A 15,638-nucleotide genomic window follows, 5' to 3' on the forward strand; every position below is an offset into this window, starting at 1 on the left:
CTCTATAGTGCCAGAGCGATCTGAATCGCTAGATTGGCAATCTTATCTTTTTCGTCTAAGTCTGCATGATTGGCTAGGTTGCGCATATCCCAAGCTTCCTCAGACAAGTGGTCGGCTGCATAAAAGAACTGGCAGACGGTTATCTCTCGAAAAGCTGCTAAAGCCGCTACAGCTGAGCATTCCATATCCACACAAATAGCTCCCTCAGCCTTTCTCTGGCGGAGCTTAGCAGGCGTCTCACGGTAAATGCCGTCTGTCGTCCAGACCTTGCCCTTGCTGTGGGAAATACCACGCTCATCCAGAAAAGCCGTCAAAAAATCTTTCAAGCCAAGATTGACTTTCTGCTCACGGCTAGCTGGCTGGTAGTGATAGCTAGTCCCTTCATCGCGCAGGGCCTCCGTCGGGATAATGACGGACGTTTCCTTAATCTCCTCATCCAAGATACCGCAAGTACCGAAAAGCACCAGCTTTTTCATGCCAAAAGCAATCAGGTCTTCCAGAATAGCCACACAGGCCGAAGCTCCAACAGGTGCATTGAAGAGAGCCAGTTCCCGTCCATCTGCGAAAATACGATAGATGGGAATTTCAATATTTGCCATGCTAGTCGTCGTAATCAGCTCATGCTCAAAATCCGCCAACATCCGAGCAAAAGTCTCTCTGGCAAAGCAGGAAACAGCCGTCTCCGGAAAACCTTTTATGGACTCATTCAAGTCCTCTGGGTTGATGATGGCCTTGCGACTTTGGTCAAATTCTTCAAGTATCATAGGCTTGCTCTCTTACCCCTTTCTTACTGATGAAAATGCCAGCAGGTGTCTACTGACTTCATCTTACCATTGTATCATAAAAAGGCTGTCTACTGAACGCTGCCTGCATATTTTCTACATAGCCAAAGCCATAGGCAGACTCTATAGCTACAAGTGAAGTGAGTACTTTATCCAATGATTTTCCAACAAAAAAGACTGGGAATAACTCCCAATCTCATCTTACATAAGGGCTGTTGCAGCAGTAATCAAGCCAAATACGATGCCCGGCATATTAGCCGCTGCCAAAGGAATATCCCGTTTCTCTTTAAATAGGCCATAAATGACCCAGAGAGTACAGTTTAGAGCAGCTACTGAAGGCTGGATAAAGTCACCCTTGTTGCCAGCTAGATTATTCATAATCTGTGGGATATAGGAAACATACATCATAACAGACATAAAAGTAGCCACCCAGCCCAAGATTAGCATGTGTTTTTCTTTCATTTCGTTCTCCTTTTTATAAAACTGACCTCTATTCTATAGCTTCTTTTTGAAATTTTCAAGATATTTTCAATAATGTTATCAAAACGAAAAGAGTCACAAAATTGTGAGAACTGCTGATAGCCCTAAAAAAAGCCGCCTTTTGGCAGCTCTGTTAAGATTCAAAAAGTAGATTTTCCTAGCCTTTAAAACTTCGGTTCTCCATCGGGAAGTTGATCCAAAATGGCTTCCAGTTCCAGTCGACTAAGTGGCTGAATCCGGATCTGGCTGGAATCCAGATAGCTACGGTGAGTGTCCGGAATCTTCTCTAAAAAAGCTTTTAAATCCTTTGTTGTCAGATATTTATACCCCTGCGGACTGCTGGCATCCTCTATCAGGATATGAAGATGCCATTCCATATCTTGACTAGCACCGCTCTCAATCATCTCTTTAATCAGGTAGCCCTTGGGCATGGGCTGAGTTGGAAGGACTGTGTCCACTCCTTCTGCCAAGACATAAGAACCCAGGTATTTCCCACCCTGATCCTTATAATACTTAGGAGTAGAAAATTGACTCTGAACCTGCTGCATCTCAGCCATCTGCCTGCCAAACTCCTCCACAGGATCTTCTGCCTTGAAAAGTTCCAGAAGTTTTTCCTGCGACATATACAAATCATGAGCATAGCCTTCGAAAACATGCATAGGCGCAGCTGCAACTCTGGCATCGTTCAGGCCGTAGAGAATATCCGCTTCAAAATCAATATTAAAAATCCCGTCAGCAGTGTATGTGGTGCCGTATTCATCGACAATATCCTGCTTCATCTTTTGAGCCAAACGACTCATGAAGAGAATGGCCCCTTTCCAATCACCCACAGTTGATGGTGTCAAGACGCGGACCTGATAGGTTTCCCGGTCTGGCAGATAATAAACTTCAAACCCGCGGCCTGCCCCTTCCCAATAGACAGCCAGAAAAGTTCCGACCTGATCCAAGGATTGATAAGCCTTATCGCCCTCGAGGCCTATGACCTCAAGCCCTTCTACTAAGGAAACCAGAGACAAGGGTGTTTCGACCGCCTTATAGCTAAACAAGCCCTTTCGGTTCTGAATGTAAAAAGAAATACTCATACCATGCTCCTTTCTAACGACAAAAGCCTTTCAAAAAGCGAGAAAATGCAAAATCAAAACTCAATACTGGTACAAACTAGCTTTTCTCCAAGACTTTTAAAGATAAACTTCATTCGCAAAACGGACTCTGGTATTAGTATAACATTTTTGGAAGAAAAAGACGAAAAAACCTGTATCCATGAAGATACTTTTCGATTGAAAGCTTCATCAATACAGATTCTAAGAATATATTTGAATTTCATAAAAAGACAATGAATAAACTTCTAAGAAAGCCAAACTCATCTGAGCACTTCTCATTTTTTATTCTGCTGCGTCAGCTCCTGATTGTAGGACAAGGCTAGCTTGATCCAGTAAGACAGTTCTTTTTGTCCTTCGCCATCTAAATCAATATAGCCATGATAAAGCCTACCCTTCATTAAAGTCACGCTAGCACCATTTTTAGGCAGAACCTGCTTTTCCATTTCCTTACCGATGCGTACCATGATAAGCTCTTGACTTCTCGAACTCACAGTAACGGTCATCTTACCTCGGACCATAAAAGCCAAACCACCAAACATCTTCTTCTCTTCTACCTCTTCTTCAAAAACATGAGGGGGAAGATCAGTAGCTAAAATGGCACGGACTTGCTGGGCTAAGGATTCACTATAAGCCATCCTTCTACCTCATTTCATCACATCCCAGCCGATACCAAAACGGTCAATCAAGCGGCCATAAAACTCTGCGAAAGCTTGTTCCTCTAAAGGATAGAGAATTTGCCCACCTTCAGCAAGCTTAGCAAAGAGCTCATCGGCTTCTTCTCTACTATCTGGACTCAGAACCAACCATTGATTGGGCTGATGATTGCTAGGAATAGATAGGTCATTAAAAACACCTACATCCTCACCATGCAGAGTTAAGTTTTCCGTATCTAAGGCAATCCAGGCAACCTTATCCCGTTTTTCTGCAGGAAGGTCAGCTGGATCCATCATATCACTGGCTCGGACAAGTCCCTTTATCTCTGTCTGAAAAAGATCTGCATAAAAACGAAAAGCTTCTTCGGCCTGACCATTGAAACTTAAAAACACGTCTAATTTCATTATTGTTCCTCCAATTTTTTATATCTGAGAATAAATCTCTAGTATCAGTTTATCAATTAGGATAAAAATTTTCTTATTCTCAATTGCGCTTGTTTGGCTAGGGAACGCATGATTAAAACTGGAAGATTAACTGTAATAGGTGGATCGCTGGGCAAGGGCCTGCGCATGCTGATTTCCTCCTGATAGATGCTATCGCCTGAAAAAGTGAGAGGCTCATCGCTGCCCCAGCGAAAGTTATGCTTCAAGACATAGTTTTTAGTTAGGCGTAAATCCTCCAGCAATTCACAGGCCAAAAGATAGTAGTGGCCATCCGGTACATTTTCAAAAGTAAACAGTCTCTCCTGACTCAGTGCTACTCCGATAACTGGCTCTTCTTTAGGTATGCGGGTTTTAAAAAGCCCGACACAGCTGATACGAGGTTCATACCCCTCAGGATAAGATAGCGCCACGGTCAAGCGATTGCCACTTTTACAGTCGGGATCCTGATGCAACAAAGCTCCCTTCTCATCCAGCTGTTTGACCATAAAATCATAAGCCTTGGTTGATTCCTGGTAATATTTTTTAGGCGAAAGTCCAGTATGCCGCTTAAACGTATTGGAAAAACTGCCTAGACTATCATAACCAGCTTCCATAGAGGTCTCGGTCACATTTTGCCGTCCTTCCACAATTTCCTGAATCCCTTTTTCCATTTTAAGAGCTTCCATATATTGCTTGATAGAAAAGCCCATCTTTTTCTTGAAAGTTCTGGATAGATGAGAAGGACTATAATGGAAATACTGAGCCAAATCGGTCAGACTCAGCTCTTCATCTGCATGCTGACGCAGATAGGCTGCCACTTCTTCCATGATAGCTTTAGACATAGACTTGCTCCTTTCCCATTTATTTAAGCCCATTATATCACATCAAAAAGAAGGGACAAAACATCGAAACCTGAATAAAGAAAAGAAGAAATCAAGTGATGCTCCGCGAGATGTCCCAAGAATCAGCGGAAATAGTCAGCTTTTCCAAACCTCTGTCCAACAAGACTTTTACCTGTAGATAAATGATAAAAAACTTTAGACGCTTGAAACATCTAAAGTTTTTTATCTTCACAATTAAATTACTGAGCCACCAATGTTTCCAAGCTTTCTCCAATAGCAGCCAAACGCTCTACTACTTCTGCCTGGCTCAGGCCGTTTTCAGCAACATAGCGGTTGCGAGGGTGAATACGACATTCATGAGAACAGCCACGGAGATACTTGTCTTCATTTTCTTCTGAAGTCAGGATGCGGCGGTTACACTCTGGATTGCCACAGTTGACATAGCGCTCGCAAGGAGTACCGTCAAACCAGTCTTTCCCAATCACGACTGGATCAACACGGTTGATATCAACGGAGATACGCTCATCAAAGACATACATCTTACCGTCCCAAAGCTCACCTTGGACTTCTGGATCCTTGCCATAAGTCGCGATACCACCATGAAGCTGACCGACATCCTTGTATCCTTCACGTACCATCCAGCCTGAGAATTTCTCACAGCGAACACCACCGGTACAGTATACAACCACGCGCTTGTCCATGAACTTCTCCTTGTTATCACGAACCCATTGCGGCAATTCGCGGAAGTTGCGGATGTCTGGACGGATAGCTCCGCGGAAGTGACCCAGATCGTACTCATAGTCGTTACGAGTGTCTAAGACAACAGTGTCTTCGTCCAAGAGTGCTTCCTTAAATTCCTTAGGTGATAGGTAAGCTCCTGTCGTCTCCAGCGGGTTGATGTCATTGTCAAAATCATTGTCTTCCAAGCCCAAGTGCACGATTTCTTTCTTGTAGCGAACAAACATTTTCTTGAAAGCTTGCTCATTTTCTTCGTCAATCTTGAACCAAAGGTCTTCCATGCCTGGTAGGGAATGAACATAGTCCATGTATTTTTGAGTGGTTTCATAATCACCAGAAACCGTTCCGTTGATTCCCTCATCTGCCACCAAGATACGGCCTTTAAGACCGATAGATTTACAGAAAGCCAGATGATCAGCTGCAAATTTCTCAGCATTCTCAATCGGAACATATTTGTAGTAAAGTAGGACGCGAATATCTTTTGCCATAAGATTTCAACTCTCTTTTCTCTATAAAATTTTCTGAATTTTTTAATTCATCTATTTATTATAACCTGATTGAAAAAACTGGGCAAAATATTTGTTTGAAAAATAGCAGAGCTGGAAAGTTTAAATGAGAAGGACAACTTATCTCTCTTCTTCCAATTGGTCCAAATACTTCTCAAAGCGCTTTTTCTGCCATTATCTTATAGATTCTCCTTTCACTTTATAAATCTCTATAATGCAATATATAATTTACATTATGCTTTTTATTTTGTGCAAAAAAAGACTGGGAATTCTCCCAATCTTTCAATTTTTGATGTAATCAATCTTTTTTGAGACTGCCTGCACGGGTGCGGGTGCGAGCGTAAGCAGTCAGCAGGACAGTTCCGATGACTGCTACTGTCGCAGAATTCACCAGAATTGCTACAATACTTTGAGCAATGACTTTATTGACCGGCTCACCAGACACAATCACGTCACCAATTGGGCCGATAAGCCAAGCGATTGCATTGGCTCCAAACTGAATCAAGTTAAAGCGGATAATATCCTTGACTTCAAATTTGCCTTCTTCCACTCGGAAGAATTTTCTAAAGAAGCCAACCAATAGACCGAAGACTCCGCTACCGGCAATCCAGAACCACCAAAGTCCGCCACCGCTCATAGCGTCTTTAATGGCATGGCCAATGAAGCCCATAAGGAAACCGACGATTGGTCCAAAGATGACGCTAAAAAGAGCTTGCAGAGGGTATTGGAGCTGGATGCTGGTATTGGGTACAGGCGTTGGAATATTGATCATTCCGATGACCACGAATAGGGCTGCTCCAATTCCTGTTGCGACTACGTTTCTGATTGTATTATTTTTCATTTTCTTCTTCCTTAATTTTCAATTCTCTTGATTTCAATATGCCATTGGGCACCGACGCCAACATTGTAAGCCTTAGCAAAGGAACCTTGGTTAATCGCTAAGCCAACCCGATAGAGGGAGTTGATATAGAGGATAGGCTGGCCAATGCGGACATCCGCAAAGGACTTGCCATAGGTTACTTGGTTTTGATAGACCAGCATGTCATTATTGTAAATGGTAACTTCAAAGCGGTCACCAAATTCTGGTTTCAAGGTGCAGAATTCCTCGCGGGTGATAGAGGTCCAGAGAGAACCAAAGCGGACATCCAGGATATCAATAGCTCCGCTGACATAATTCTCCGCAAGCGTGGTCTCAACTACCTGAATTTCGACGATGTCTTCGACCTTGAGTTCTGGTCCGACTTCTTCAAAGCTGATATGGCCGCTGGCTAGCTTAGCACCCGTATAGGCATAGACATCACGGCCGTGGAAAGTGTAGGAATGCTCAGTATCCTTGCGGCGATTTTCCACTTCAGAAATTTCCCGAATGGCCTCAATTCCGACATGCTTCTTGATGAAAGATAGGGTACCATTGTCAGGCGTGACGATGTACTGTCCTTTTTTAGTCTTGGCTACCACACTCTTACGCTTAGAGCCAACGCCCGGATCCACTACCGACACAAAGGTCGTTCCTGCCGGCCAGTAATTAACCGTCTGAAAGAGACGATAGCTCCCTTCAAAGATATTGTAAGGGGTGATATCGTGAGTCAGATGATGAATTTTCAGAGTGGGCGATTCTTCTAAGGCCACTCCGATCATGGCTGACACGGCTCCATCTACCAGACCAAAGTCCGACTGGAGTACGAGTAAATTGTTCATGTTTTCTCCTTAGTTATATTTTCGATGATATTTAGTCTGAAGCTGACTTGGAATGTCTAGCTTTAAGGATTTTCCTACCTAACAGGGCTCCAAGTAAAGCGCCCAGTAAAATGCTAGCTACAAACCAGAGGACTAAGCTCGGTTCTGGCTTAAGCATGATCTGCTCAATATAAGCCTGAGTCTTTCCTCTGGCAAGAAGACTAGCTTCGTACTGCTTGGGCGCCAGCCACATTAGGAAAATAGGACCCGCTGTGCTAAAGCTGAAAACCATAAAAGCCAGCAAGCTCCTAACAGTCTTCTGGTAACTACCTGACCGAGCTATAAGATCCGCTAAAATACCACAAATCAAACCTGGTAGAAAAGCTCCAAAGCCATGTCGGCTAAGTAAAAAGAAGAGACCCAACAGACAGCCCAAGCCGCTGATTAGACCGAAGGTCTTTATTTTCTCAGTATAGAAGATGAACAGAACTCCGCCAAAGAAAGCTGTAAAAGCCGGAGCGTAAAACATATTGCCCGAGCGGTCAAATAAAAGCCCAACCAAGACGCCTAAGATCATGGCTAGGAAATAAAAGAGATAAAAGAAGCCAGCCTGCTTCAGTTTGTCTTTTCTTGTAGAGTATAGCATAAGCCTTCCTTTCCCGCTAGTCAGCTTGACGATAACTGCCAATCAGCTCTTGAATGAGCTCAATGTGCGTGTAGTAGTCAGCAATTTTCACATTCTCATCTCCGCCATGGTCCCGGCTGTTGGCATTGCCAAGTCCGAAAGCTGCCATAGGAACCTCCAAGGCCTCATAGACCGTGTGCATCGGACCAGTTCCAGCTGAAGTCGGCAGAACAGAGATGCCCTCTTGGTAATAATCTTTAGCCAGCTCGATAAGATTAAGAATGGATGGTGCGTTCATGTCGCTGCGATAGCTCATCTCTCCCAAGGTATAGGTCAGTTCAACCGCCGGATATCCATTTTTATCCAGCTGTCGACGAATCTTGTCTAACACATCCTCTGGCTCCAGACCAGGCACCAGACGAACTTCCATCTTAGCCTGAGCATCTGAAGGCAAAATGGTTTTAACCCCTTGGCCTTGATAACCTGATCCGAAACCTTCAATATTCAGCGAAGGTTCAAAGTAAAAGCGACGGAGAAATTCCTTCCGTTCGTCCAACAAAACCGGTAATTTCAAGCCATAGACTTGACTCAACTCTTCAGGAGTTCGCAGGGCATATTGCTCAATCAGAGCAATCTCCCGTTCATTTGGCTCTTGAACCTGCTCATGAATGCCTTCAACTAAGATGCGACCGTCTGGACTGCGCAAGCTGGATAGAGCATTGAGCAAATACCAAGAAGCGGAATTGATAACACCGCCGAAGCTAGAATGAATGTCTACATCTGCACTTTTGACCGTCATATCAAAGGTAACAATTCCCTTATTACCGCCTGAGATTTCCAGCTGTCCTAGATTGTTGCGGCTGCCTTGCTCCCAGACCAGCAAATCTGATCCTCGCAGGCGTTTGCGATGCTTGGCCAAATATTTATCCAAGTCTGTCGAAGCAGACTCTTCTGCCCCTTCCATCATAAAAATGATATTGACCGGCAAATCACCGTGCTCTCGAATATACTTGCGAACGGCCGTCAAACGAGCGGTAATGTGCCCCTTGTCATCATCCACTCCTCGCCCATACATAACTCCGTAATGAACCGACAGTGTAAAGGGATCATTGGTCCAAGGCTGGTCGTCATCTGCTGGCACTGTATCGTAGTGGTTGTAGAAAATAATGGTCTTAGCAGCAGGATTTGAAGAAAGAAACTCCGCCAAAACAAATGGAGCAGTATAGCTATCGTCAATCATGACCTTGGCACCTGCAGCTGTAAAAATCTCTCCCAAATAGTTGGCTACTTCCTGCAGGCCAACCTGCTGGGCAAAGATTGATTTTTTAGAGATCAAGGTCCGCAGCACTTCAAAATAGTGCTGGGCAACCTCGTCGTTTTCAAATTTCTTGATTTGTTCAGTCTCAGTTGAGAAAGGCATGTGTTACTCCTATTAACAGCAGATAAAGGGCTGGGGAAATAAGCTTCCCCGCCCTTATCGTATTTCTTGTATCAAAGTTTAGTCAGCCAAATTGCAGACTGGACTTGATGGGATTTCTTACTTGATGTCTTTTGCATCTGGCAGGTAAGAACCGCCAAAGAATTCTTGTGATAGTTTTTCAAGCGTACCATCCTCATAGAGTTCCTTGATTCGCTTGTTGACAAATTTTTGTAGGTCTTCCTGACCGCTTGCAATAATCGGATAGACATAAGGTTGCTGGTCGCTTGGAAGCTCAATCACTTCCAGATTTTTCAAGCCTTGGTCTTTGATAATAGACTCTACAGTTATGCGCTCAAAAACCTTATAGTCCGTACGGCCGTCATTCAGATTGGCCAAGATTTGCTGAATGGTTCCGTCCGTATAATTGATTTTTGTCGGATTATCGCTATGTTCCTTGTTATAGTCCTCTAGTTGCTGAGCTGTTGAAGTCCCCTGAACAACCTCAGTAGACTTGCCGCCAATGTCATCCAGCGATTTAATGCCCTCACCTTTACGGACAACTAAAACTGTTGGATTTTTCGCATATGGACTAGCATAGAGATATTTGTTAGCTCGTTCTTCAGAGTAGCTGATATTATTGGCACCGATCTGGTAGCGGTCGCTGTCCAGACCTGAGAAAATAGAAGCCCACTTGGTCTTATTGAAATTGACTTCATACTTGTCTGAGTCCTTAAAGATAGCACGAAGGACTTCGATATCGTAGCCAGTCAGTTTACCGTCTTTATCCTCGTATGAAAATGGTTTGGTCGTTCCCACTGTTCCGACTTCTACCTTTATTTTTTCTGTTTTCTTCTCACTTGATGATGAGCAGGCCACTAGGGCACCAATGGCCAAGACACTGACAACCGCCAGAGAAAAGTATTTCAAGGTTTTCTTCAAGTTCATATTTCGAATTCCTCCTAAAAAGTCTTTCTTTATCATATCAAATAAGGAGAAACTTGACCATTATATATTTTTTATGGAGGTGATAGCTTTTCTTTATCAGCTTTGAGGCAGCCATTCACTAGACTTTCTACCTGTAGTGCTGCAGGAGAAAGAGGGCGCTCTCCACATAGTAAGGAACGGAAACTTTGAAAGCTTCGTCGTCAATGACCATGCTGTCGTGATGGAGGTCAGGAGCATTTTCCGCACCATTTGAGCCGATAAAGGCAAAGACACCTGGAAGCTTCTCCTGATAAAAGGCAAAATCTTCTCCAGCCGAGGATGGACTGGCAGGCAGGACCTCAGCAAGATTCTGTGAGTGCTCATAGAGCAGCTCGGCCAATTCGGGATCATTATAGGTCACTGGAGGAGTATGGTCCCAAGAAATCCTGACTTGAGCTCCAAAATTCTCCGCTGTGTTCTCTACAATTCGGATAAAGTCTTCCTTGAGACGCTGCTGCAAGGATGGATTGAAACTGCGGATTGTCCCTTCAAAAAAGCCCGACTGCGGCAGTACATTCCAGGTCGCTCCCGCTTCGATATGAGTTACAGACAAGACGGCTGCTTCAAAAGGAGACACAGTGCGGGCCACTAGAGCCTGCAGATTTTGAATCATACTGGTCAAGGTCAATACTGTATCAACACCCAAATCTGGCCTAGCCGCATGGCTGCTGACACCTTCTACTTCAACCTTGAACTTCTCAACCCCAGCCATCATGGCTCCAGCTTTAAGTGCCAGCTGCCCCGCCTTAAGCTGGGGCATATTGTGAAAGCCGATAATCGCAGACACATCGTCCAGCAAACCAGTCGCAAGTACCTGACTGGCTCCCAGAGAAGTTTCCTCAGCCGGCTGGAAAATCAGACGAACCGTCCCTCTCAAATCTCCTTCCATAGCCTTGAGCAGCTCCGCTGCCCCCAAAAGGCTGGTCTGATGAAAATCATGGCCGCAAGCGTGCATAACGCCTGCATTCTGACTGGCGTAAGGCAGACCTGTCTGCTCCAAAATAGGCAGAGCATCGATATCAGCCCTCAGGGCAATAATCGGCTTGCCAGAGCCAACCTCGGCAACCAAGCCCGTTTTCAGATTGGATTCTAAAATCCTTATCTCCAAATCTTCCAGATAGCCTTTTAGGAAAGCTGTCGTTTCAAATTCCTGCCCAGACAGCTCTGGATGCTGATGAAGATAATGCCGCGTTTGCATCAGTTTATCATAAAATTTTTTCATGGCAGACTCCTTCTAAAATAAACTCAAAATAAGTACCAGTTATTGAAAATTAGAATAAGATATTTCTATAATAGGAAGTTTTTGTAACGTAAAACGAACAAATTTATCAGCAAGAATCTGCTTCGATAAATCTGTTCGTTTCTTTCTATTAATGACTCTTTATATGATTAAAGAATCATTTTTTCTTTTAATAAGAATTTCCACTAAATGCTCGAACAAGCGATTTGTAGCCAATACTATCAGACGTATCAACTACCCACTTGCCATTTTTCTTGACTAATTTAAGTTCATAGCCTTCATTTTCCATGTACTTACTTGTCACTAACGGAATGCTGTCAAATTGACTTGGGGCTTGTTCTAAGATGTATTTTTCAGCAGCAGAGTATGCATCATTATAGTTAGAGTAATCAGCCTTATGTTCATCTGCAAATTTTGAAATTAGATCATAAGTTCGGATATTTTCCAAGCCAATTGTCTCAGGACGAACATAGACAATTGCGCTTTCAGGGAAGAAACTCTTCACTTGATAGCTAATCTTAGCACGTTTTGCATTCGCCTTAGCATAGGCATCTACAAATGTACGTAACTCTGCTTCAGAAGGTTTGTAGTAAGTGAATTCTTCTCCAAATTGTGTTGTGAAAGCTTTTGTAAAATCACTCTTGGCCTTAGCTAAATCTCCACCTAGAACAAATTCATCTCCCTTATCGGCATCTTTATTTTTCTTCTTATCATCTTTTTTATCTGCTAATGGGGTAAGGGTCGCAGAATTGGGGTTGTTGTTGCTAACATTTCCCGCATTAGCTGAGTCAGCTCCGTTTAAGAAAACTTGATCAACATATTGTTTAGCAAGGTCTTCAATTTTTTCAACATTATCAGGATATTTAGCAGCATCAACTTTAATAGTGACATCTTCTTTTTCTTTCGCATCTATATCAGTATAGAGAGGAGAATAATGAAGTTCGTACTTTTCTTTCGAATCTACTTCAAAGACAACATAGCCGCTGATACTCTTGTTTTTAGAAACTTGTTCAAATGACATTGTTTTAAATTTATCATTTGAATCATAAACATTAAGTGGCTTAATTTTTTCATCATCAGAATTATATAGTGTAATATCTCCCTCAGAAAGGCGGAGTTTCTTATCACTCTTATTCTTAATTTCAACATTTAAAGCAAGATATTTTGAATCTGAAGACTCATCATTTGGCAAGACATAAGTACCGCCTTTTATTTTAACATCTACATCGTTATTACCAGAAACTCCATTCTCACTTGCTTTTTTAGTAAAGCTACAACCAGTAAGAAAAACAACCAAGACTGAAAGAAATAAATATCGAAAAACCTTTTGCATGATTTTCTCCTTTTTATAATATAAAATATAACATCAAAAAGAGCTACTAATTATATCTTATTTGTCTTGAAAAGATAACCATTAGTTACCAAAACTATAAAGATAGTCTGTTAAGAAAGTTAAGCATCTCTAATTAAAAACATTATAATTTGAAATTTATTTTACCATATTTGCCTATTAGTGTAAACCCTTTTTTTACACTTTGTTTACAAAACACCAATACAAAAGATATATTTGTAACATCTCATTAATATTTTTTCTCAAACTAAAAAAGCCGATATAAACTCAGCTTCTTATAATTATACTGTAATTAGAATCCATCTACATTCGTATAGATCTTTTGGACATCTTCGTCGTCTTCTAAAACGCTATAAAGTTTTTCAAAGGTTTCGAGGTCCTCACCAGTCAACTCTACTTCAGACTGAGGAATCATTTCCAGCTCGGTTACTTGGAATTCTTGAATGCCAGATTCACGCAGAGCCACGATAGCCTTGTGAAGGTCAGTTGGCGCTGTATAGACAGTGATGCTTCCTTCTTCTGCTTCAACATCATCAACATCCACATCCGCTTCCAGCAGCTGTTCAAAGACGCTGTCGGCATCGTCACCCGCAAAGACAATCACGCCTTTATTATCAAAAAGATAAGATACAGAGCCGCTAGCTCCCATATTACCGCCATTTTTACCAAAAGCAGCACGAACATTGGCTGCAGTCCGATTGACATTTGAAGTCAGGGTATCGACAATCAGCATAGAGCCGTTTGGCCCAAATCCTTCATAGCGGCCTTCGGTAAAGGTTTCGTCAGTGTTTCCTTTTGCTTTATCGATGGCCTTGTCAATGACATGCTTCGGCACCTGAGCCTGCTTAGCTCGGTCAATAACGAATTTCAAAGCTGTGTTAGACTCTGGATCTGGATCACCTTTTTTAGCTGCTACATAGATTTCCACACCAAACTTAGCATATACTTTTGAGTTCGCGCCGTCTTTGGCCGTTTTCTTTGCCACAATATTGGCCCATTTACGTCCCATTGGAGATTCTCCTTTTGATAAATTACATTTTTAATCTTTCTTATTATAACACAGGGAATCAGAAAAATCACTAAGAAAAAATGATTGTTCCTAGAAGATTCTGGTTGGTTTCTTCAACTTCTACTAGGCTAAAATCGAGACAAAATTGATTTCTGTTTTCAATTCCATAAAAAATCCAGTCGCTAAAAGAGCAACTGGACGGTACATTCTATTTCCCGAAACCGGCAGGCCTGTCATAACGGTCCTTTACCGAAATCCATCAAAAATATCACTGATAATTTTTCACAATAGGCAAATCCGGTTTGCACCTGCTTAAGCAGGCAAAAACATCCTCTATTCTGCCATCCAAAAATGTGACATCTACTCGGACGGACTTACCATGATAAGGCTTGACATATAGGTAGTCTCTCCGATAGTGCCTGACTCCCAGTCGAAAAGAAACCTGCCCGTCAGAAGTTCGGCCCCAAGCCGGCCGGTAAAAGACACTTTCCAGCTGATTCCAAGCAAAGCTATGCTCTTTCAAGAAAGCGCCTCGCACGGTCAAGCCCCACTCTGTTCCCGCAAGAACAAAGCAATTTTTACTCAGCTTACGTCCCGCATGAACTATTGCAAAGATTTCGACTACAGCAGTCATGAAAAAAGCAAGTATAAAAGGCAAACTGAACGAACGTATTCCTGATCCAGGCATGGCTTTATCAATTGAAAACAAGAGTAAGGAAGCTAAAGCGCCGAAAATGATGCCTAAGGCTAAAAAAACAGATGCTAAGATGACTATGGTCAAATAGAGTCCCCTACGATAGCGAAAAGCAAATAATAAAGGCATGACTTTTCCTTTCTTTCTCAGCTAATCGTTTTGCTTATGCTTTACTGAGGCGCTTTAAACTCATCTTCCTCTACCTTATTCCAGTCAGAATATTGAGTATCTGTTTGAACATCCAAACTACCTTCTTCACCCTTATAAGATAGACCTAGCTTAAAGTCTTTTAAGAATAAGGTCTTTTTATCCAAGCGTACTTCTAACGTTTTATCCATATCAGCCTGAGTAACACCTGTCAGCTCTAGTTTGAATTCTTCACCAAAGAGCCCCAGCAAGTCAGCATTTTTACTGCTTAATTTAAAGACATATTCATCACCGCTTTCCTTTACAGTGACATCATCAGCCATTTGATAAAAGCCATCCATGAGTTTGAAATAATCGGGCTGAACATAATAATCTGCCCCGCTTCCCATTTCTTGCTTAGTCCATGTTCCATTTTTAGAAGAACGAGTATACAAAAGTTTATCCTCTCCACCTGGCATAATCGCTTCTTGATAACTCTCCTGACCGCTCTCTTTTCCATCTATTACTAAATGCCCCTTGGCCAGTTCATCCGTGCTTTTATCATAGAGAAGGTCTCCGCTCATCGTTTGAGTTTTATTGGAACCATCTACAGTGATAGATAATTTCACCTTCATTTTCATTGAAGTTAGATCTTCATTCGCAGTTTCTGCTTTCTCCAAGAGTTCTTCAATATCGTCAGAAGAAGTATTCTTCTGGCTCTCACGGGAGCTATTCTCAGTCCCACCTTGATTCTTTTGAGAATGCTTCTGCCCAATCAAGCTACAAGCACCTAAACTAAGCGTCAGTAAAGCTGTAAGTGCCATAAAGGTAATCTTTTTGAATTTCATGAGTCTTCCTCCTTTGAGACATGGATAGGAAAGATAAGCATTCAATCAGCACAGCAATGTTTTATTGACCGAATGCTAGCTTTCATACCTACAGTCAAACCGCTAAAAAGCAAATCATGCTCCTTAGTGAAAACAAATTT

General features: G+C 42.4%; 18 protein-coding genes. 1 reads left to right on the forward strand and 17 read right to left on the reverse strand.

Going from position 1 to position 15,638, the window contains the following annotated elements:
• Positions 1-2: 2 nt before the first annotated feature.
• From HMPREF9378_RS05285 to HMPREF9378_RS05205, 16 genes are all read right to left on the reverse strand, one after another.
• Positions 3-764 carry a nucleoside phosphorylase gene (locus HMPREF9378_RS05285; protein WP_002913825.1) on the reverse strand — a complete coding sequence of 254 codons (762 nt, stop codon included), beginning with the start codon at positions 762-764 and terminating at the stop codon, positions 3-5.
• A gap of 219 nt (positions 765-983) precedes the next feature.
• Complete coding sequence (locus HMPREF9378_RS05280; RefSeq protein WP_002898091.1) at positions 984-1,244, reverse strand: SemiSWEET family transporter; 261 nt, start codon at positions 1,242-1,244, stop codon at positions 984-986.
• 182 nt (positions 1,245-1,426) lie between these two features.
• Positions 1,427-2,344 carry a DUF4299 family protein gene (locus HMPREF9378_RS05275; RefSeq protein WP_002902563.1) on the reverse strand — a complete coding sequence of 306 codons (918 nt, stop codon included), beginning with the start codon at positions 2,342-2,344 and terminating at the stop codon, positions 1,427-1,429.
• Positions 2,345-2,637: 293 nt separating this feature from the next.
• Positions 2,638-2,997: a TfoX/Sxy family protein gene (locus HMPREF9378_RS05265; protein WP_002902561.1), complete on the reverse strand. Its 360-nt coding sequence runs from the start codon at positions 2,995-2,997 to the stop codon at positions 2,638-2,640.
• Between the two features lie 9 nt (positions 2,998-3,006).
• Positions 3,007-3,420 (reverse strand): VOC family protein, encoded by a 414-nt coding sequence (locus tag HMPREF9378_RS05260; protein WP_002902560.1) that lies wholly within the window; start codon positions 3,418-3,420, stop codon positions 3,007-3,009.
• A gap of 56 nt (positions 3,421-3,476) precedes the next feature.
• A complete protein-coding gene (locus HMPREF9378_RS05255; protein WP_002902559.1) occupies positions 3,477-4,280 on the reverse strand; it encodes a helix-turn-helix transcriptional regulator in 804 nt (267 codons plus the stop codon).
• Positions 4,281-4,519: 239 nt separating this feature from the next.
• Entirely contained in the window at positions 4,520-5,506 is a 987-nt protein-coding gene (gene trhO, locus HMPREF9378_RS05250) for an oxygen-dependent tRNA uridine(34) hydroxylase TrhO (RefSeq protein WP_002913828.1), read from the reverse strand.
• Between the two features lie 316 nt (positions 5,507-5,822).
• Complete coding sequence (locus HMPREF9378_RS05245; RefSeq protein WP_002913830.1) at positions 5,823-6,365, reverse strand: ECF-type riboflavin transporter substrate-binding protein; 543 nt, start codon at positions 6,363-6,365, stop codon at positions 5,823-5,825.
• Positions 6,366-6,376: 11 nt separating this feature from the next.
• Positions 6,377-7,222 (reverse strand): SAM hydrolase/SAM-dependent halogenase family protein, encoded by an 846-nt coding sequence (locus HMPREF9378_RS05240; protein ID WP_002896272.1) that lies wholly within the window; start codon positions 7,220-7,222, stop codon positions 6,377-6,379.
• 31 nt (positions 7,223-7,253) lie between these two features.
• Positions 7,254-7,847, reverse strand: coding sequence for an MptD family putative ECF transporter S component (locus HMPREF9378_RS05235; RefSeq protein WP_002913831.1), 594 nt, complete (start codon positions 7,845-7,847; stop codon positions 7,254-7,256).
• A 16-nt stretch (positions 7,848-7,863) separates the two neighbouring features.
• Positions 7,864-9,246 (reverse strand): M20/M25/M40 family metallo-hydrolase, encoded by a 1,383-nt coding sequence (locus HMPREF9378_RS05230; RefSeq protein ID WP_002913832.1) that lies wholly within the window; start codon positions 9,244-9,246, stop codon positions 7,864-7,866.
• Between the two features lie 117 nt (positions 9,247-9,363).
• The gene (locus tag HMPREF9378_RS05225; RefSeq protein ID WP_032911200.1) at positions 9,364-10,191 is read right to left on the reverse strand and encodes an amino acid ABC transporter substrate-binding protein; all 828 of its coding nucleotides are present in this window, start codon (positions 10,189-10,191) and stop codon (positions 9,364-9,366) included.
• 127 nt (positions 10,192-10,318) lie between these two features.
• Entirely contained in the window at positions 10,319-11,452 is a 1,134-nt protein-coding gene (locus tag HMPREF9378_RS05220; protein WP_002913835.1) for a M20 peptidase aminoacylase family protein, read from the reverse strand.
• 187 nt (positions 11,453-11,639) lie between these two features.
• Positions 11,640-12,803, reverse strand: coding sequence for a DUF4352 domain-containing protein (locus tag HMPREF9378_RS05215; protein ID WP_002901007.1), 1,164 nt, complete (start codon positions 12,801-12,803; stop codon positions 11,640-11,642).
• Positions 12,804-13,113: 310 nt separating this feature from the next.
• Positions 13,114-13,830 (reverse strand): YebC/PmpR family DNA-binding transcriptional regulator, encoded by a 717-nt coding sequence (locus tag HMPREF9378_RS05210; protein ID WP_002901009.1) that lies wholly within the window; start codon positions 13,828-13,830, stop codon positions 13,114-13,116.
• A gap of 268 nt (positions 13,831-14,098) precedes the next feature.
• Positions 14,099-14,464 (reverse strand): hypothetical protein, encoded by a 366-nt coding sequence (locus HMPREF9378_RS05205; protein WP_002901011.1) that lies wholly within the window; start codon positions 14,462-14,464, stop codon positions 14,099-14,101.
• Between HMPREF9378_RS05205 and HMPREF9378_RS11670 the strand changes: the two genes are divergently transcribed.
• A complete protein-coding gene (locus HMPREF9378_RS11670; RefSeq protein ID WP_002901012.1) occupies positions 14,463-14,615 on the forward strand; it encodes a hypothetical protein in 153 nt (50 codons plus the stop codon). The genes HMPREF9378_RS05205 and HMPREF9378_RS11670 overlap by 2 nt on opposite strands.
• Before the next feature lie 79 nt (positions 14,616-14,694).
• On the opposite strand, the gene HMPREF9378_RS05200 is transcribed toward HMPREF9378_RS11670, so the two are convergent.
• Entirely contained in the window at positions 14,695-15,498 is an 804-nt protein-coding gene (locus tag HMPREF9378_RS05200; RefSeq protein WP_002911901.1) for a DUF6612 family protein, read from the reverse strand.
• Between the last annotated feature and the right edge of the window lie 140 nt (positions 15,499-15,638).

The organism is Streptococcus sanguinis SK1 = NCTC 7863 (assembly GCF_000194945.1).
GTDB lineage: Bacteria > Bacillota > Bacilli > Lactobacillales > Streptococcaceae > Streptococcus > Streptococcus sanguinis.